The sequence below is a fragment of the Halalkalibacter flavus genome, assembly GCF_036663575.1.
GTDB lineage: Bacteria > Bacillota > Bacilli > Bacillales > Bacillaceae_D > Halalkalibacter > Halalkalibacter flavus.
This window is the reverse complement of sequence record NZ_JAWRVK010000024.1, coordinates 25,750-44,844: the sequence shown is the minus strand read 5'-3', so window position 1 is coordinate 44,844 and position 19,095 is coordinate 25,750. Positions and strand designations below refer to the sequence as shown.

Annotated in this window: 17 protein-coding genes and 1 other annotated feature; of the genes, 16 read left to right on the top strand and 1 reads right to left on the bottom strand. The window is 40.4% G+C overall.

Going from position 1 to position 19,095, the window contains the following annotated elements:
* Positions 1 to 76: 76 nt before the first annotated feature.
* The 16 genes from sigH to tuf all read left to right on the top strand — a co-directional run bounded on the left by sigH (position 77) and on the right by tuf (position 17,742).
* The gene (sigH, locus tag SAY88_RS15850) at positions 77 to 733 is read left to right on the top strand and encodes an RNA polymerase sporulation sigma factor SigH (RefSeq protein ID WP_332632925.1); all 657 of its coding nucleotides are present in this window, start codon (positions 77 to 79) and stop codon (positions 731 to 733) included.
* Positions 734 to 843: 110 nt separating this feature from the next.
* Positions 844 to 1,020, top strand: coding sequence for a 50S ribosomal protein L33 (gene rpmG / locus SAY88_RS15845; RefSeq protein ID WP_431308883.1), 177 nt, complete (start codon positions 844 to 846; stop codon positions 1,018 to 1,020).
* A gap of 92 nt (positions 1,021 to 1,112) precedes the next feature.
* The gene (gene secE, locus SAY88_RS15840; RefSeq protein WP_250097970.1) at positions 1,113 to 1,307 is read left to right on the top strand and encodes a preprotein translocase subunit SecE; all 195 of its coding nucleotides are present in this window, start codon (positions 1,113 to 1,115) and stop codon (positions 1,305 to 1,307) included.
* Between the two features lie 107 nt (positions 1,308 to 1,414).
* Entirely contained in the window at positions 1,415 to 1,948 is a 534-nt protein-coding gene (gene nusG / locus SAY88_RS15835; protein WP_332632923.1) for a transcription termination/antitermination protein NusG, read from the top strand.
* Positions 1,949 to 2,119: 171 nt separating this feature from the next.
* On the top strand, positions 2,120 to 2,545 hold the full coding sequence (gene rplK / locus SAY88_RS15830) for a 50S ribosomal protein L11 (RefSeq protein ID WP_012957124.1): 426 nt from the start codon (positions 2,120 to 2,122) through the stop codon (positions 2,543 to 2,545).
* 119 nt (positions 2,546 to 2,664) lie between these two features.
* Entirely contained in the window at positions 2,665 to 3,360 is a 696-nt protein-coding gene (rplA, locus tag SAY88_RS15825; RefSeq protein ID WP_250097968.1) for a 50S ribosomal protein L1, read from the top strand.
* Between the two features lie 57 nt (positions 3,361 to 3,417).
* Positions 3,418 to 3,552, top strand: a sequence feature (ribosomal protein L10 leader region).
* A 36-nt stretch (positions 3,553 to 3,588) separates the two neighbouring features.
* Positions 3,589 to 4,086 carry a 50S ribosomal protein L10 gene (rplJ, locus tag SAY88_RS15820; RefSeq protein WP_250097967.1) on the top strand — a complete coding sequence of 166 codons (498 nt, stop codon included), beginning with the start codon at positions 3,589 to 3,591 and terminating at the stop codon, positions 4,084 to 4,086.
* A 145-nt stretch (positions 4,087 to 4,231) separates the two neighbouring features.
* A complete protein-coding gene (gene rplL, locus SAY88_RS15815) occupies positions 4,232 to 4,594 on the top strand; it encodes a 50S ribosomal protein L7/L12 (protein WP_332632921.1) in 363 nt (120 codons plus the stop codon).
* A gap of 98 nt (positions 4,595 to 4,692) precedes the next feature.
* Positions 4,693 to 5,295, top strand: coding sequence for a class I SAM-dependent methyltransferase (locus tag SAY88_RS15810; RefSeq protein WP_332632919.1), 603 nt, complete (start codon positions 4,693 to 4,695; stop codon positions 5,293 to 5,295).
* A 334-nt stretch (positions 5,296 to 5,629) separates the two neighbouring features.
* Positions 5,630 to 9,172: a DNA-directed RNA polymerase subunit beta gene (gene rpoB / locus SAY88_RS15805; RefSeq protein ID WP_250097964.1), complete on the top strand. Its 3,543-nt coding sequence runs from the start codon at positions 5,630 to 5,632 to the stop codon at positions 9,170 to 9,172.
* A gap of 122 nt (positions 9,173 to 9,294) precedes the next feature.
* Positions 9,295 to 12,918, top strand: a complete 3,624-nt coding sequence (gene rpoC / locus SAY88_RS15800) for a DNA-directed RNA polymerase subunit beta' (protein WP_332632917.1) — start codon at positions 9,295 to 9,297, stop codon at positions 12,916 to 12,918.
* 87 nt (positions 12,919 to 13,005) lie between these two features.
* Positions 13,006 to 13,254, top strand: a complete 249-nt coding sequence (locus SAY88_RS15795) for a 50S ribosomal protein L7ae-like protein (RefSeq protein WP_250097962.1) — start codon at positions 13,006 to 13,008, stop codon at positions 13,252 to 13,254.
* Positions 13,255 to 13,363: 109 nt separating this feature from the next.
* Positions 13,364 to 13,783 carry a 30S ribosomal protein S12 gene (gene rpsL, locus SAY88_RS15790; RefSeq protein WP_034631505.1) on the top strand — a complete coding sequence of 140 codons (420 nt, stop codon included), beginning with the start codon at positions 13,364 to 13,366 and terminating at the stop codon, positions 13,781 to 13,783.
* Between the two features lie 30 nt (positions 13,784 to 13,813).
* A complete protein-coding gene (gene rpsG / locus SAY88_RS15785; protein ID WP_066159544.1) occupies positions 13,814 to 14,284 on the top strand; it encodes a 30S ribosomal protein S7 in 471 nt (156 codons plus the stop codon).
* 51 nt (positions 14,285 to 14,335) lie between these two features.
* Positions 14,336 to 16,414: an elongation factor G gene (fusA, locus tag SAY88_RS15780; RefSeq protein ID WP_332632911.1), complete on the top strand. Its 2,079-nt coding sequence runs from the start codon at positions 14,336 to 14,338 to the stop codon at positions 16,412 to 16,414.
* A gap of 137 nt (positions 16,415 to 16,551) precedes the next feature.
* Positions 16,552 to 17,742, top strand: coding sequence for an elongation factor Tu (tuf, locus tag SAY88_RS15775; protein ID WP_250097960.1), 1,191 nt, complete (start codon positions 16,552 to 16,554; stop codon positions 17,740 to 17,742).
* A gap of 66 nt (positions 17,743 to 17,808) precedes the next feature.
* Here tuf and SAY88_RS15770 read toward each other — a convergent pair whose 3' ends face one another.
* Positions 17,809 to 19,011 carry an MFS transporter gene (locus tag SAY88_RS15770; protein ID WP_332632909.1) on the bottom strand — a complete coding sequence of 401 codons (1,203 nt, stop codon included), beginning with the start codon at positions 19,009 to 19,011 and terminating at the stop codon, positions 17,809 to 17,811.
* Positions 19,012 to 19,095: the final 84 nt, after the last annotated feature.

Sequence of the window (19,095 nt, the reverse complement as noted above, 5' to 3'; positions counted from 1 at the left end):
GTGGTTGACCGGCTGGAAAACTGTGCTATATAATGGGTCTATAATTTAGACAACAGCCAAGGTCGGAGGGATTGTCATGAGCATGGACCTTCAAGAAACCAAACTAAAACCAATTTATGACACTGTGGAAGATGATGAATTAGTCGTTTTTGTAAGAAATGGAGATAGTGGTGCACTCGAATATCTAATCAATAAATATAAGAATTTTGTTCGTGCAAAGGCAAGATCTTATTTTTTGATTGGTGCTGATCATGAGGATATTGTTCAAGAAGGAATGATCGGTCTTTACAAAGCAGTCCGTGACTTTAATGGGGACAAGCTCTCTTCCTTTAAAGCCTTTGCTGAACTTTGTATTACAAGACAAATCATTACTGCAATTAAGACGGCAACAAGGCAAAAGCACATTCCATTAAACTCCTATGTTTCACTGGACAAGCCGTTATATGATGAAGAATCAGACCGTACGTTGTTAGATGTGATTTGTGGTACGAGAGTAACTGACCCGGAAGAGTTGCTCATTAATCAAGAGGAATTTGAAGATATTGAGTTAAAAATGGGAGAACTTCTAAGTGATTTAGAAAGGCAAGTGCTTATGCTATACTTAGATGGCAGATCCTATCAAGAAATCTCTGCTGACTTAAATAGACATGTTAAATCTATCGATAATGCATTACAACGAGTGAAACGAAAGCTAGAGCGTTATGTTGAGCTTAAAGGTGTTTCAATTTCATAAGTAGCTAGGGGTGGCGAAGGAATTAATTCGGCACCCTCTTTGCAACCTATGAGCTTACAGATTGTTCTAATAATTGACATGGGAATTTCCGTGTGATAGATTTAGATAGTATGTACTTTGAGCGCTGGAGGTGCGTTGTGCGAACGAAAGTGGTACTAGCTTGCGAGGTTTGTCACTCGAGAAATTATGTAACAGAGAAGAATAAACAGGCGCATAGCAATCGCATTGAGATAAAGAAGTTTTGTAAAAATTGTCAAGAACACACCCTTCATCGTGAAACAAAGTAAATAGAAATCTTCAAATTGACTATACACATGTAAATATTTCGAATAGATGAACGTATATTTGTCTATATTGATTGATGCTGGAGGTGTCTTTGGTGGCTGGTGGAGAAAGAGGTGTCGGGAAGTTTTTCCGAGATGTTGTGCAAGAGATGAAACGCGTATCATGGCCTACTCGTAAGGAATTAACACGGTATACATGGGTTGTTTTAGGAACGGTAGCTTTTATTTCTGTTTTCTTCTTTGTGGTCGATTACGGAATTTCTGAGCTTGTTCGAATCCTGCTTGGGTAATTGTAAGTATAATCTTGGAACAGCTTCTAAAAGGCCGTTCAAAGTGAGACCTGCTTGGACAGCCTCGCTAATGAAGAGGAGGGAAGGACAAAACCGTCCTATTTAACATGGAAAAAAATTGGTATGTGCTTCATACGTATTCAGGGTACGAAAACAAAGTAAAGACAAATCTTGAAAAACGCGTTGAATCTATGGATATGACGGACAAGATCTTTCGTGTGCTTGTACCTGTTGAAGAAGAAACAGAAGTGAAAAATGGGAAAAGTAAAACGGTAACAAAGAAAGTATTTCCAGGGTATGTCATTGTCGAAATGATCATGACAGATGACTCGTGGTATGTTGTGAGAAATACCCCGGGAGTAACAGGGTTTGTTGGATCTGCGGGAGCAGGTTCTAAACCAACGCCGCTTTTACAAGAGGAAGTAGACTCTCTGTTGAAACAGATGGGAGTAGAACAACCGAAGGCGGATATAGACTTTGAATTGAAAGAATCTGTCAAAGTAAAAGAAGGTCCATTTGCTAACTTCGTTGGTTCGATTGAAGAGATCCAAGTGGACAAGCAAAAGATAAAAGTTCATGTAAACATGTTTGGTCGTGAAACCCCTGTGGAACTGGACTTTAATCAAGTGGAAAAGATTTAATTCGAAAAAAACTTGCTATCTTTTGTTGAAAGTGATAGAATCTTCATGGTTGACAATGGTTTCAGTAAATGAGCCATCGGGTGCAGATGCATTGCATCCGTTTTTTGAGTGGGAGGGTGCAAATATACACACCCGGATAACCACATCACGGACTTTAAGGAGGTGTGTCACGTGGCTAAAAAGGTAATTAAAATGGTTAAGTTACAAATTCCTGCTGGGAAAGCTAATCCAGCGCCACCAGTTGGTCCTGCATTAGGTCAAGCAGGTGTAAATATCATGGGATTCTGTAAAGAATTCAACGCTCGTACTTCAGATCAAGCAGGTCTTATCATCCCTGTTGAAATCACTGTATTTGAAGACCGTTCGTTTACATTCATCACGAAAACTCCACCTGCTGCTGTTCTTTTAAAGAAAGCTGCTGGGATTGAGTCGGGTTCTGGAGAGCCTCACATTAAGAAGGTTGCTACAGTAAAGCGTGATAAAGTACGCGAGATTGCTGAGACGAAAATGCCAGATCTTAACGCAGCTGATGTTGAAGCAGCTATGCGTATGGTAGAAGGTACTGCTCGCAGCATGGGTATTGTGATTGAAGACTAATTGGTAAGTGTTTCGGAGGTTGCGATGAGGTATGACCCTCTTTGCCTAGTTACTAGGTTCGCAACCTTTAATAGTGGGAGGTATTACCGCTAAAACCACATTCGAGGAGGAAATATAGCATGGCTAAGAAAAGTAAAAAGTATACAGATGCTCTTAAACTTGTTGACCGTGAAACGGCATACCAAGTAGAAGAAGCAATTGAATTAGTGAAGAAAACTGCAACAGCGAAATTCGATGAGACCGTTGAAGTAGCTGTACGTCTTGGTGTTGACCCTAAGAAAGCAGACCAACAAATCCGTGGTGCTGTTGTACTTCCAAACGGAACTGGTAAAACACAACGCGTTCTAGTTTTCGCTAAAGGTGAAAAAGCAAAAGAAGCAGAAGCTGCTGGAGCAGATTTCGTAGGTGATGAGGATTTCATCAACAAGATCAACCAAGGTTGGTTCGAATTTGATGTTATCGTAGCTACGCCAGACATGATGGCTCAAGTTGGTAAATTAGGTCGTGTCCTTGGACCAAAAGGCTTAATGCCAAACCCTAAAACTGGTACAGTGACATTTGATGTAACAAAAGCTGTAGCTGAAATCAAAGCTGGTAAAGTTGAATACCGCGTTGATAAAGCTGGTAACATCCACGTGCCAATCGGGAAAGTTTCTTTTGAAACTGAAAAGCTAGTTGAGAACTTTAAGACAATCATTGAAACTCTTGTAAAGGTTAAACCTGCAGCTGCAAAAGGTACGTACATGAAGAATGTAGCGATTGCATCTACAATGGGACCTGGAGTTCGTGTGAATGCATCAGTTTTTGCAAGATAATGATTGACTTATTTGCTTAGTGTGTGTATACTCTTAAGAGTGTCTTACGCAAGGCGCATAAAATTGAATGTCATACCGTAGACCGTAGGGGTGCTCCGCACTTAATTTCCTACCGAGGTAAGCAATAGATACAGGAACGTTAACTGTGTTTGTATGCCCTCATGTCTACATGGGGGCTTTTTATATGCTTCTTAAGCGGTATGGTGAAAAACCATAGGAGGTGTAAGGATGAGCGTATTAGAACAAAAAAAGCAAGTTGTTGCAGATATTGCGACGAAACTACGTGAAAGTAAATCAACAGTAGTTGTTGACTACCGTGGATTAACTGTTGCTGAAGTGACAGAACTTCGTAAGCAACTTCGTGAAGCTGGTGTTGAGTTCAAGGTGTATAAAAACACATTAGCTCGTCGTGCAACTGCTGAGGCTGAATTAACTGCTCTTGATGAGCAATTAGTAGGTCCTACAGCAATTGCGTTTAGTACTGATGATGTTATTGCTCCTGCGAAGGTCATTAACGAATTCGCTAAAAAGAACGAAGCTCTTGAAATTAAAGCTGGTGTCATTGAAGGACAAGTAGCTTCAGTTGCTGAAGTAAAAGCTCTTGCAGAACTTCCATCACGCGAAGGACTACTTTCAATGCTTGCAAACGTACTTCAAGCTCCTGTTCGTCAGTTTGCTTTGGCTACAAAAGCTGTTGCAGAGCAAAAAGAAGAACAAGGCGCTTAATATTTTTCCTGCCTAAGGCTACCGCTGTGTAGATAGGCTGTGAATACTTACATCTAATTTGTATGCAAATATACAAAGAGTATGTGTGAAACAAAATGCGTTAACCAAATAAATTATCAAAACGATAACAGGGAGGATTTACAAAATGAGTAAAGATCAAATCATTGAAGCGATTAAAGAAATGACAGTTTTAGAACTTAACGACCTAGTTAAAGCAATTGAAGAAGAGTTTGGCGTAACTGCTGCTGCTCCTGTAGCTGTAGCTGCTGCTGGTGGAGACGCTGGTGCTGCTGAGCAATCTGAGTTTGATGTAGTTCTTGCATCTGCTGGTGGTTCAAAAATCAACGTTATCAAAGTTGTTCGTGAAATCACAGGCCTTGGTCTTAAAGAAGCAAAAGCACTTGTTGATGGCGCTCCTGCTCCAATCAAAGAAGGCGTTTCTAAAGAAGAAGCTGAAGAATTCAAAGCTAAGCTTGAAGAAGCTGGCGCATCTGTTGAAGTTAAGTAATAAACCTGCACATAAGGGGCTCGCTTTTTGCGAGTCCTTTTTGTTTGAAGTTTTATTTGGTTATAATGTATATCGATGCTATGGAAAGGGGTGATCATATGTCTAACCATTATTATTCAGAAAAGCCAACAGTTGATAGTGAGGAACGAGATTGGACGTTTACTTTACGTGGTCAAACGTTTAAGTTTTATTCTGATCGTGGAGTTTTTTCGAAAAATGAGGTTGATTTTGGGAGTAAGCTATTAATTGATGTTTTTGTGTTTCCTACCTTAGATGGCGATCTGTTAGATGTTGGTTGTGGTTATGGGCCGATTGGATTATCGCTGGCTGGGAGTGAAAAAAGCAGAGTTGTGCATATGGTAGATGTAAACGAAAGGGCATTGCACCTATCAGCGCGTAATGCAGAGAGGAACTCTATTAACAATGTGAACATTTACAAAAGTAATTGTCTCGATGGTGTATCTAAGACAGACTTTGCGGCTATTTTAACGAACCCACCTATTCGTGCAGGGAAAAAAGTCGTTCATACTATTTTTGAACAATCTTATGAACAGTTAAAGGATCAAGGTGAGCTTTGGATTGTTATTCAGAAGAAACAAGGGGCTCCTTCAGCTATTGAAAAACTACAATCTCAATTTGGAGAAGTAACTGTAGTAGAAAAGAAAAAAGGTTATTTCATTATAAAGGCAAAAAAAGTTTGACCTGGCTTGTCTTTTGTGATATTGTTATTTAATGCGTATAACTACCTATTTTTAGATCGTGCTTTCAGAGAAAAGTCAAGAGGAAATATATGAATAGCGATGGGTAATAGTGGTTATACTGATATAATCGTTGAATTTAGTGAAATAGATATCTATCTATTTCCTGTTATAAGAAAGAAATCGAACTTTCTTTTAACGTCCGTACATAATTAGTGTGCGAGTTCTGCTTAATCTATAAAAATGTTTAATCTAGCTTTACTTTTAGGCATTGCTCTTTTAAGTGATTAGGTTGCATTTTTAGATACTATAACGCGAGATTTGAGGGGTGAATCAGTTGACAGGTCAACTAGTTCAGTATGGACGCCACCGCCAGCGGAGAAGCTATGCAAGGATTAACGAAGTATTGGAGCTGCCGAATTTAATTGAAATTCAAACAGCATCCTATCAGTGGTTTCTTGATGAGGGCCTTAGAGAGATGTTCCAAGATATTTCTCCTATTCAAGACTTCACAGGAAACTTGGTTCTAGAATTTATTGACTATAGTCTTGGAGAACCAAAATATCCAGTAGATGAATCGAAAGAGCGTGATGTGACGTTTGCAGCACCATTACGTGTGAAAGTTCGTTTAATTAATAAGGAAACTGGAGAAGTAAAGGAACAAGAAGTATTCATGGGTGATTTCCCATTAATGACTGAGACAGGAACGTTTGTTATCAATGGGGCAGAACGCGTCATTGTATCTCAGCTTGTTCGTTCGCCAAGTGTATACTACAGTCAAAAAACGGATAAGAACGGTAAGAAAGGTTTTACAGCTACTGTTATCCCAAACCGTGGTGCATGGTTGGAACTTGAAACAGATGCCAAAGATATCGTTTACGTTCGTATCGACCGCACAAGAAAAATACCAGTGACGGTTCTTTTGCGTGCATTAGGTTTTGGATCTGATCAAGAGATCATTGATTTACTTGGCGAAGATGAGTACCTTCGCAATTCGTTAGAAAAAGACAACACCGATGGAACGGATAAAGCGTTACTAGAAATTTATGAGCGCCTACGTCCTGGTGAGCCGCCAACAGTAGAAAACGCGAAAAGTCTTTTAGATTCACGTTTCTTTGATCCGAAACGTTATGACTTAGCGAATGTTGGACGTTATAAGATTAATAAGAAGCTTCATATTAAAAATCGTTTGTTTAACCAACGTCTAGCAGAAACGTTAGTAGACCCTGAAACAGGAGAAGTAATTGCTGAAGAAGGAACTCTACTAGATCGTCGTACACTTGACCGTATTTTACCTTACCTTGAAAATAATGTAGGGTTCCGTCACGTACATGCATCTGGCGGCGTTGTTGAAGATGACGATATTGCACTACAATCAATTAAAATTTACGCTCCTGATGATCAAGATGGAGAAAAGACAATCCGTGTTATCGGAAATGGAATGGTAGAGCGCGATGTGAAACACATTACACCTTCAGATATCATTGCATCTATTAACTATTTCTTCAATCTATTACATGGTGTAGGGGACACGGATGACATTGACCATCTAGGGAACCGTCGTCTTCGTTCTGTTGGCGAACTTCTTCAAAATCAATTCCGTATTGGTTTATCTCGTATGGAACGTGTTGTTCGTGAGCGTATGTCGATTCAAGATCCGAATATGATTACACCTCAGGCGCTAATTAATATTCGTCCGGTGATTGCCTCTATTAAAGAGTTCTTTGGTAGCTCGCAGTTATCGCAGTTCATGGATCAGACGAATCCTTTAGCAGAATTAACGCACAAACGTCGTCTATCGGCGTTAGGGCCAGGTGGTTTGACACGTGAGCGTGCCGGCTTTGAAGTACGTGACGTTCACTATTCTCACTATGGCCGTATGTGTCCGATTGAAACTCCTGAGGGGCCAAATATCGGGTTAATTAACTCACTTTCATCTTTTGCAAAAGTGAATGAATTTGGATTTATGGAAACACCATACCGTAGAGTAGATCCTGAAACAGGAAAAGTAACATCACAAATTGATTACTTAACCGCGGACGAAGAGGACAATTATGTTGTTGCCCAAGCAAACGCTCGCCTTGCTGAGGATGGTTCATTTATTGATGATAATATCATTGCTCGTTTCCGTGGGGAAAACACAGTTGTACCACGTGAACGTCTAGATTACATGGATGTATCACCAAAGCAAGTAGTATCTGCTGCGACATCTTGTATTCCATTCTTAGAAAACGATGACTCAAACCGCGCCCTTATGGGAGCGAACATGCAACGTCAAGCAGTTCCATTGCTAGTTCCGGAATCGCCGATTGTTGGTACTGGTATGGAGCATGTATCTGCAAGAGATTCAGGTGCTGCCATTGTTGCTAAAACAAGAGGAATTGTTGAGCGAGTTACAGCGAAGGAAATCTGGGTTCGCAGACTTGAAGAAGTCGACGGTCAAGAAGTTAAGGGTGACTTAGATAAGTATAAACTTCAAAAATTTATCCGTTCTAACCAAGGAACGAGTTATAATCAACGTCCAATCGTAGCGGAAGGAAACGTTGTTGAAAAACGTGAAATTTTAGCTGATGGGCCGTCTATGGAGCTAGGAGAAATGGCTCTAGGACGTAATGTTATGGTCGGATTCATGACATGGGATGGGTATAACTATGAGGATGCAATCATCTTAAGTGAGCGACTCGTAAAAGACGATGTTTATACATCTGTACACATTGAAGAATATGAATCAGAAGCTCGTGATACGAAGCTTGGACCTGAAGAAATCACACGTGATATCCCGAATGTTGGGGAAGATGCTCTTAAGAATTTAGATGAGCGTGGAATTATTCGTGTTGGTGCAGAAGTAAAAGACGGAGATATTCTAGTTGGTAAAGTTACACCTAAAGGGGTAACAGAATTAACTGCTGAAGAACGCTTATTACATGCTATCTTCGGTGAGAAAGCTCGTGAAGTCCGTGATACATCTCTACGTGCACCGCATGGTGGAGACGGAATTGTTCTTGATGTAAAAATCTTCAACCGTGAAGATGGAGATGAGCTCCCTCCTGGTGTGAATCAGCTTGTTCGTGTTTATATCGTTCAGAAACGTAAAATTCACGAAGGAGATAAGATGGCCGGTCGTCACGGAAATAAAGGGGTTATCTCTCGTATTCTTCCGGAAGAGGATATGCCTTATCTACCAGATGGTACGCCGATTGATATCATGTTAAATCCATTAGGGGTTCCATCTCGTATGAATATCGGTCAGGTGCTAGAGCTACACTTAGGTATGGCTGCGCGTAAACTAGGTATTCATGTTGCATCTCCGGTATTTGATGGTGCGAACGAGGAAGATGTTTGGGGTACGATTGAAGAAGCGGGTATGGCACGCGATGGAAAAACTATTTTGTATGATGGTCGTACAGGTGAACCGTTTGATAACCGTGTATCAGTTGGGATCATGTACATGATCAAACTCGCTCACATGGTTGACGATAAGCTACATGCACGTTCTACTGGACCATACTCTTTAGTAACACAGCAACCACTGGGTGGTAAAGCACAATTTGGTGGACAGCGTTTTGGAGAGATGGAAGTATGGGCACTTGAAGCTTATGGAGCGGCTTATACATTACAAGAAATTTTAACTGTTAAATCCGATGATGTTGTTGGACGTGTGAAGACGTACGAAGCGATTGTTAAAGGGGAAAATGTCCCAGAGCCAGGTGTACCTGAGTCATTCAAGGTACTTATTAAAGAGCTTCAATCGTTAGGTATGGATGTTAAAATGCTTTCAAGCAACGAAGAGGAAATTGAGATGAGAGAGCTTGATGATGAGGACGATCAAACGAGTGAAAAACTCAATTTGAATTTTGAGTCAAGCGAATCGAATGTGTAATTTAAGCTCGGGAGCTAGTATTAGCTAGTTCCCTAAAGCTTTCTCTAATGACACGATTACTTTTGTATCAGGCATGAATATGTGCTCGAATAGACATGGAAACGAAAAGGGAGGTTAGCCCCTTGATAGATGTAAACAACTTCGAATATATGAAAATTGGTCTTGCTTCACCAAATAAAGTCCGCTCTTGGTCAAGAGGGGAAGTTAAGAAGCCTGAAACAATCAACTATCGTACGTTAAAACCGGAAAAGGATGGCCTTTTCTGTGAGCGTATTTTTGGACCAACTAAGGACTGGGAATGTCACTGTGGAAAATACAAACGTGTCCGTTATAAAGGTGTCGTTTGTGACCGCTGTGGTGTAGAAGTAACACGTGCGAAAGTACGTCGTGAACGTATGGGACACATTGAATTAGCTGCTCCTGTATCTCACATTTGGTACTTTAAAGGGATCCCAAGCCGTATGGGCCTTGTTTTAGATATGTCACCTCGTTCACTTGAAGAAGTTATTTACTTTGCTTCTTATGTAGTGACAGACCCAGGTGATACACCCCTTGAGAAAAAACAACTACTTTCTGAAAAAGAATATCGTACATACCGTGATAAATACGGTCGTTCGTTTAATGCACAAATGGGTGCTGAAGCGATTCGTAAGTTGCTTTCCGATATCGACTTAGAAAAAGAAGTTGGATTATTAAAGGAAGAGCTTGTTACAGCACAAGGACAGCGCCGTACACGTGCGGTAAAACGTCTTGAAGTGTTAGAAGCTTTCCGTCACTCTGGTAACGAACCATCTTGGATGATCCTTGATGTTCTTCCGGTTATTCCTCCTGAATTACGTCCAATGGTTCAATTAGATGGTGGTCGTTTTGCGACTTCTGATTTAAATGATCTATATCGTCGTGTGATTAATCGTAACAACCGCTTAAAGCGTCTTCTTGATTTAGGGGCACCGAATATCATTGTTCAAAATGAAAAGCGTATGCTTCAAGAAGCTGTTGATGCACTAATCGATAATGGTCGTCGTGGTCGTCCGGTTACAGGACCAGGAAATCGTCCACTTAAATCTCTTTCTCATATGTTAAAAGGGAAGCAAGGACGTTTCCGTCAAAATCTACTCGGTAAACGTGTTGATTACTCAGGTCGTTCGGTTATCGTTGTAGGACCTAATTTAAAAATGTATCAATGTGGTCTTCCAAAAGAGATGGCGCTTGAGTTATTTAAACCTTTTGTTATGAAGGAGCTTGTATCAAAAGGCCTTGCTCATAACATTAAGAGTGCAAAACGTAAGGTAGAGAAAGTACAACCAGAGGTTTGGGATGTGTTAGAAGAAGTAATCCGTGAACACCCTGTACTTCTAAACCGTGCACCAACTCTTCACCGTCTAGGTATTCAAGCGTTCGAACCAACACTAGTTGAAGGTCGTGCGATCAAGCTTCATCCGCTTGTATGTACAGCTTATAATGCTGACTTTGATGGTGACCAAATGGCGGTACACGTACCTTTATCTGCCGAAGCGCAGGCTGAAGCACGTATTTTAATGCTTGCTGCTCAAAACATTTTGAATCCAAAAGATGGAAAACCTGTTGTTACTCCATCACAGGATATGGTTCTTGGTAACTATTATTTAACGATGGAACGCGATAACGCAAAAGGTCAAGGGAAGATCTTTAAGGATACAAACGAAGCGCTAATCGCATATCAAAACGGATATGTTCATTTGCATTCTCGTATTGCTATTCCTGTTTCTTCATTAAACAAACCAACGTTCCGTGAAGATCAAAATGATAAGTTGTTATTAACGACAGTTGGTAAATTAATCTTCAATGAAATTTTACCTGAGTCGTTCCCATATATTAATGAGCCGACAATGTATAACTTAGAACAAGAAACACCTGAGAAGTATATTGTTCCAAGTACAACAGACGTGAGCAAACATTTTGAAAACAATGAACTTGTTTTGCCGTTTAAGAAAGGTTTCTTAGGAAACGTTATCGCTGAAGTCTTTAAGAAATTTGCGATTGCAGAAACATCAAAAATGTTAGACCGAATGAAAGAATTAGGATTTAAATATTCTACAAGAGCTGGTATTACGGTTGGGGTTGCTGACATTGTCGTACTAGCAGAGAAGAAAGGAATCCTTGCAGAAGCTGAACAAAAAGTAGAGAAGATTTTAAAGCAATTCCGTCGTGGGTTAATTACGGAGGAAGAGCGTTATGATCGTGTTATCTCAGTTTGGAGTGAGGCGAAGGATGTTATTCAAAATAAACTAATGGGTACACTTGACCGCTCGAACCCAATCTTCATGATGAGTGACTCTGGTGCCCGTGGTAACGCATCTAACTTTACTCAGCTTGCTGGTATGCGTGGTCTAATGGCGAACCCGTCTGGTCGTATTATTGAGTTACCGATTAAGTCAAGTTTCCGTGAGGGTCTTACAGTACTCGAGTACTTTATCTCGACACACGGTGCGCGTAAAGGTCTTGCCGATACAGCCCTTAAGACAGCTGACTCAGGTTACTTAACTCGTCGACTTGTTGACGTTGCTCAAGATGTTATTGTTCGTTCAGATGATTGTGGAACAGACCGAGGTTTAGCTGTTCAAGCAATTAAAGAAGGCAATGAAGTAATTGAGAATTTGTATGACCGTCTTGTTGGTCGTGTGGCATTTAAAACACTTAAGCACCCTGAAACTGGGGAAGTGTTGATTAAGAAGAACGAATTAATACATGAAGACATTGCAAAAACAATTGTTGATGCAGGTGTAGAAGAAGTAACGATTCGTTCTGTATTCACTTGTGATACTAGACACGGTGTGTGTAAGAAGTGTTACGGACGTAACTTAGCAACTGGTAGCGATGTAGAGGTTGGGGAAGCGGTAGGTATTATCGCTGCACAATCTATCGGTGAGCCAGGAACTCAGCTTACAATGCGTACATTCCACACAGGTGGGGTAGCAGGTGACGATATCACTCAAGGTTTACCACGTATTCAAGAGTTATTTGAAGCGCGTAATCCAAAAGGTCAAGCGGTTATTTCTGAAATTGAAGGGGAAGTGATTGACTTCAAAGAAGGAGATAAGCGTGAAGTTACAGTGAAGAGTGAAATGGAAACTAAGAATTATGCGATTCCTTATGGAGCTCGTATGAAAGTTTCTGTTGGTGATTTTGTTGTAGCAGGTCAACCACTTACGGAAGGTTCAATTGATCCAAAAGAACTCTTAAAAGTAAAAGGCATGAACGGTGTACAAGAGTATCTCTTACGTGAAGTACAAAAGGTTTACCGTATGCAAGGGGTTGAAATTGGTGATAAGCACGTAGAAGTAATGGTTCGCCAGATGCTTCGTAAAGTACGTGTCGTTGATGCTGGTGAAACAAATGTATTACCAGGATCGCTTATAGAAATTCAACAGTTTAACGATGAAAACAAGAAGATCCTCCTTGATCAAAAGCGTCCGGCAACAGGTAAGCCAATCTTATTAGGTATTACAAAGGCTTCTCTTGAGACAGATTCATTCTTATCTGCTGCATCATTCCAAGAAACAACTCGTGTGTTAACAGATGCTGCAATTAAAGGTAAGCGCGATGAACTACTTGGCTTAAAAGAGAATGTTATCATTGGTAAGCTTGTACCAGCTGGAACAGGTATGCCAAGATACCGTCATTTAAATATTACTTCTGAATACGATCAAGTAGAAACTGAGACTTCAGAAGAGAAAATCGCTGAGGGTGCACTCACTCACGAGTAATTTTCAAAAAAAGTTGACAGTGTTATGCGAGAGTGGTAATATATCAAAGTGTGCCTGAGAGAAACCTGTTACTTTGGAGGATGAAAGATGTCTTATGATAAAGTTTTACAGGCAAAAGAACTGATTATAGGTACCAAACAAACGCTTAAGGCGCTTGATGATGGTATAGTTTCCGAGGTTTTAATTGCAAAAGATGCGGAATACCGTGTGATATACAAAGTAGAAGCATTAGCTAAGACCAAAGAGATACCACTTTTATATGTCGACTCAATGAAGAAGCTTGGAAAAGCATGTGGAATTGATGTCGGTGCTGCCACTGTTGCTTTAAGGAAATAATATGTTTTTGCCATTCGGTGACATCCGCTTGGCAAAAACTTTCCTTTTGCCTAAAGATGAACCACCAGGACCAGTGGTCTTAAATATTTTGAAGAGAGGAGGAAACAAAATGCCTACAATTAATCAATTAATTCGTAAAGGTCGTGTTGCGAAAGTTAAGAAGTCTGATTCACCAGCTCTTAACAAAGGGTTCAACAGTTTCAAGAAGTCTCAAACTAACCTTTCATCTCCACAAAAACGTGGTGTTTGTACTCGTGTTGGTACAATGACTCCAAAGAAACCGAACTCAGCACTTCGTAAATATGCACGTGTACGTTTAACTAACCAAATCGAGGTAACAGCTTACATCCCAGGGATTGGTCACAACCTTCAAGAGCACAGTGTTGTTCTTATCCGTGGTGGACGTGTAAAGGATTTACCAGGGGTTCGTTATCACATCGTACGTGGAGCGCTTGATACGGCTGGAGTTCAAAACCGTATGCAAGGTCGTTCAAAATATGGAACTAAACGTCCAAAAGATAAAAAGTAATATTAACTAGTATGGAAGGGAGGGTAAATTATGCCTCGTAAAGGACCAGTCGCTCGTCGCGATGTATTACCAGATCCAATTTACAAGTCAAAGCTTGTTACACGTTTAATCAACCGTATTATGGAGGATGGAAAGCGTGGAAAAGCTCAAACAATTCTTTATAATGCATTTGAAATCGTTAAAGAACGTAGCGGAAATGACCCTATGGAAGTTTTCGATCAAGCATTAAAGAACATTATGCCAGTACTTGAGGTTAAAGCACGTCGTGTCGGTGGTGCTAACTATCAAGTGCCAATCGAAGTTAAGCCTGAGCGTCGTACAACATTAGGTCTTCGTTGGTTAGTAAACTATTCACGTCTTCGTGGTGAGAAGACAATGGAAGAGCGTCTAGCTAATGAAATTCTTGATGCTGCGAACAACACAGGTGCTTCTGTTAAGAAGCGTGAAGATACTCACAAGATGGCTGAAGCGAACAAAGCATTCGCTCACTATCGCTGGTAGGATTTATATTAATCTAAATAAAATGTTTTTTATAGGAAGGAGAAATACCCTATGGCAAGAGAGTTCTCCTTAAAAGATACACGTAATATCGGCATCATGGCTCACATCGATGCCGGTAAAACAACAACAACAGAACGTGTTCTTTTCTACACAGGACGTATCCATAAAATTGGTGAAACTCATGAAGGTGCATCTCAAATGGACTGGATGGCACAGGAGCAAGAGCGTGGTATCACAATCACTTCTGCTGCAACAACAGCATCATGGAAAGATCACCGCATTAACATCATCGACACACCTGGACACGTAGACTTCACTGTAGAAGTAGAACGTTCTTTACGTGTATTGGACGGAGCTGTAGCAGTACTTGATGCTCAATCTGGTGTTGAGCCTCAAACAGAAACAGTTTGGCGCCAAGCTACTACTTATGGTGTACCACGTGTCGTATTTGTTAACAAAATGGACAAGACAGGTGCAGATTTCCTTTACTCTTTAGGAACGCTTCGTGATCGTCTACAAGCAAATGCACATGCAATCCAATTACCAATTGGTGCGGAAGACGAGTTTGAAGGAATCATTGACTTAATTGACATGGTTGCTTACTTCTACGAAGATGATCTTGGTACTCGTACAGAAGCGAAAGAAATTCCTGCTGAGTACAAAGATAAAGCTCAAGAACTACACGAACAACTTGTTGAAGCTGTAGCTGAGCTTGATGAAGAGTTAATGATGAAGTATTTAGAAGGTGAAGAATTAACGAAGGAAGAGCTTAAAGCTGCAATCCGTAAAGGTACTTGTAACGTTGAGTTCTACCCAGTAATTTGTGGTTCTGCATTTAAGAACAAAGGTGTTCAACTTATGCTTGATGCTGTTCTTGATTACTTACCATCACCTTTAGATGTACCAGCGATTAAAGGTATCGTTCCTGAAACTGAGGAAGAAGTAACTCGTGAATCTAGCGATGAAGGTCCGTTCTCTGCTTTAGCATTTAAAGTTATGACTGACCCTTATGTTGGTAAACTTACATTCTTCCGTGTGTACTCTGGTACATTAAATTCAGGTTCTTATGTTAAGAACTCTACGAAAGACAAGCGTGAGCGTGTTGGACGTATTCTACAAATGCATGCGAACTCTCGTGAAGAGATCTCAACAGTTTATGCTGGGGATATCGCTGCTGCAGTAGGTTTGAAAGATACAACAACTGGTGATACTCTATGTGATGAAAAGAATCTTGTTATTCTAGAATCTATGGATTTCCCAGAGCCAGTTATCTCATTATCAGTTGAGCCTAAGTCTAAGGCTGACCAAGATAAAATGGGTATGGCTTTAGCGAAGCTTGCTGAAGAGGACCCAACATTCCGTACTGAAACAAACGAAGAAACGGGACAAACAATTATTTCTGGTATGGGTGAGCTTCACCTTGATATCATTGTTGACCGTATGAAGCGTGAGTTTAAAGTGGAAGCTAACGTTGGTGCGCCTCAAGTATCATATCGTGAGACAATCCGTCAAACTGCTCAGGTTGAAGGTAAGTTCGTTCGTCAATCTGGTGGTCGTGGACAATTTGGTCACGTATGGGTTGAGTTCTCTCCAAATGAAGAGGGCGCAGGTTTTGAATTTGAAAATGCAATTGTCGGTGGTTCAGTACCACGTGAGTACATCGGTTCTGTAGAACAAGGCATTGAAGAAGCTCTTGTTAACGGTATGATCGCTGGTTACCCAGTAATTGATATTAAAGCTAAGCTTTATGATGGTTCTTACCATGATGTCGATTCAAGTGAAATGGCGTTTAAGATCGCTGCTTCAATGGCACTGAAAAATGCAAAATCAAAATGTAGCCCAGTTTTACTTGAGCCATTAATGAAAGTTGAAATTGTTGTACCTGAAGAGTACATGGGAGATGTAATGGGTGACGTTACAGCTCGTCGTGGACGCGTAGAAGGTATGGAAGCTCGCGGTAACGCTCAAATCGTTAAAGCATTTGTTCCACTTGCTGAAATGTTTGGTTATGCGACTTCACTTCGTTCTCGTACGCAAGGTCGCGGAACTTACTCAATGTTCTTTGATCATTATGAGGAAGTACCTAAGAGTGTTGCTGAAGAGATCATCAAGAAACAAACTGGACAATAATTTTTGTTTATAATTGTTTCTAATGTCTTTTTGTTGTAAGCTAAGAAAGGTGTGAATTTCGTAACGATATTTCACCTTTCTTATCCATAAAAATTATTTACATTATACTTATGTTCAATTAAGGGAGGAAATGAATCATGGCTAAAGAAAAATTCGACCGTTCCAAAACGCATGCCAATATCGGTACTATTGGACACGTTGACCACGGTAAAACTACACTTACTGCTGCAATCACAACAGTATTAGCTAAAAGATCTGGTAAAGGTAACGCAATGGCGTATGACGCTATTGATGGTGCTCCAGAAGAGCGTGAGCGTGGAATCACAATCTCAACTGCACACGTTGAGTACGAAACTGACAACCGTCACTATGCACACGTTGACTGCCCAGGACACGCTGACTATGTTAAAAACATGATCACTGGTGCTGCTCAAATGGACGGAGGAATCCTAGTAGTATCTGCTGCTGATGGTCCAATGCCACAAACTCGTGAGCACATCCTATTATCTCGTCAAGTAGGTGTACCTTACCTAGTTGTATTCTTAAACAAATGTGACATGGTAGATGACGAAGAGCTACTTGAATTAGTAGAAATGGAAGTTCGCGACCTACTTTCTGAGTACGATTTCCCTGGTGATGACGTACCAGTTATCCAAGGTTCTGCTCTTAAAGCTCTTGAAGGAGATGCTGAGTGGGAAGAAAAAATCATCGAGCTTATGGCTGCAGTTGATGACTACATCCCAACTCCTGAGCGTGACAAAGAGAAGCCTTTCATGATGCCAGTTGAGGATGTATTCTCAATCACTGGTCGTGGTACAGTTGCTACTGGTCGTGTTGAGCGTGGACAACTTAACGTTGGTGACACTATCGACATCATCGGTATCACTGAAGAGCCAAAATCAACTACTTGTACTGGAGTAGAAATGTTCCGTAAGCTTCTTGACTATGCTGAAGCTGGAGATAACATTGGTGCACTTCTTCGTGGGGTTGCTCGTGATGAAGTACAACGTGGTCAAGTACTTGCTAAGCCAGGTACAATCACTCCACACACAAACTTCAAAGCTGAAGTTTACGTTCTTTCTAAAGAAGAGGGTGGACGTCACACTCCATTCTTCACTAACTACCGTCCTCAGTTCTACTTCCGTACAACTGACGTAACTGGAATCGTTCAACTTCCAGAAGGCGTTGAGATGGTAATGCCTGGTGACAATATCGAGATGACTGTTGAGCTTATCGCTCCAATCGCTATCGAAGAAGGTACCAAGTTCTCTATCCGTGAGGGTGGACGTACTGTTGGTGCCGGTGTTGTTGCATCAATTCAAAAGTAATTACATGTTTAAAAACACCTTGGATTTCCAAGGTGTTTTTTTATGCTTAAATTAGCCTTATTTCAATTAGGAGGTTTTCACTTTATTAATACGCTCTTTAAACAGAAAAATCATACAAATTGGAGCTAGTAATGTAACTAAACCAATCGCAGTAAAGGCTATTCCCCATGAATAGTAATCTAAGATTACCCCAAAGATTAAAGGTGCAAAGATTGTTGCACTAAATCCTAATACAGATTGTATACCTAATGCGATTCCTAATAATTCAGGATCTGTCACTTCACTAATCGCTGTATTATAAATAGGGGAATCAGCAACAATCGTAAATCCATATATGAAAGCAACTACTAACATAATAACTATAGGAACAAACGTTAGCCAACCAATAACTAGTGAGCACGTTATACTAATAAGAAGAAACGCAGTTGCCGTTTGACCTCGTCCAAACGTATCTGAAATCCTTCCACCTAAGTATGTAGCAATCCCACCAACAATAATAATTAACGCACCGGTTGTATTGCCTAACTGTAGTGCGGTTTCACCTTCATACCCTTGATTATTGAAATAAAAGACGAAAAAGGGGCCGATCCACGACCACATTGCATATAGTTCCCAGCAGTGTCCGGTGTACCCTCCATTAATAAGTAGGTTCTTCCTCTTAAACACACTTCTTAATTTAGTTAGTGTCAAAGTATGTCCTTCTATTCTAATAGATGATGGTATTCGAATAGAAAGAATAAGTATCGCAGCAAAAATACTTAAAAGTGATGTTAAAAGAATAACACCTTGCCAGCCTATCCAATTAATGAATAAACCCGATATAAGAAGCGAACTACCAGAGCCAACAACTAAAGAGCCAACATAAATGCCGAGTGCTCGTCCGCGTTTTTTAGTTGGGAATAATTCAGCTACAATCTTCATGCCTGGAACATAAATGCCGGCAACACCTATGCCAGATAACGTTCTAAGTATCAGTGCAGACCAAAAGCCGTTTGCAAACAGGGCAAATACAACACCAGAGACTCCTGCGAGAAAGGCACCAACTACAAATGAATATTTAGGATTGTAAGCAGTTATTAAAAAGCTATAAAAGATAATAGCTAAGACATAGCCAATATGAAAGGAAGCTAAAATAAATCCAGACTGACTCGGTGATAACCCCCACTCAAGTTCAATTATGGGAATAATAGAAGAATAGTTAAACCAAACTTGCATAACTAAAAATTGCGCTAGTGATAATAACCATAGTAATCGAACAGAACGTTCCATAAAACCTCCTATAACTATTGCAAATATACTACATAGTTATAGTTTACAACATTTGCTATAGGAAACTTAGCAATACATTGCATA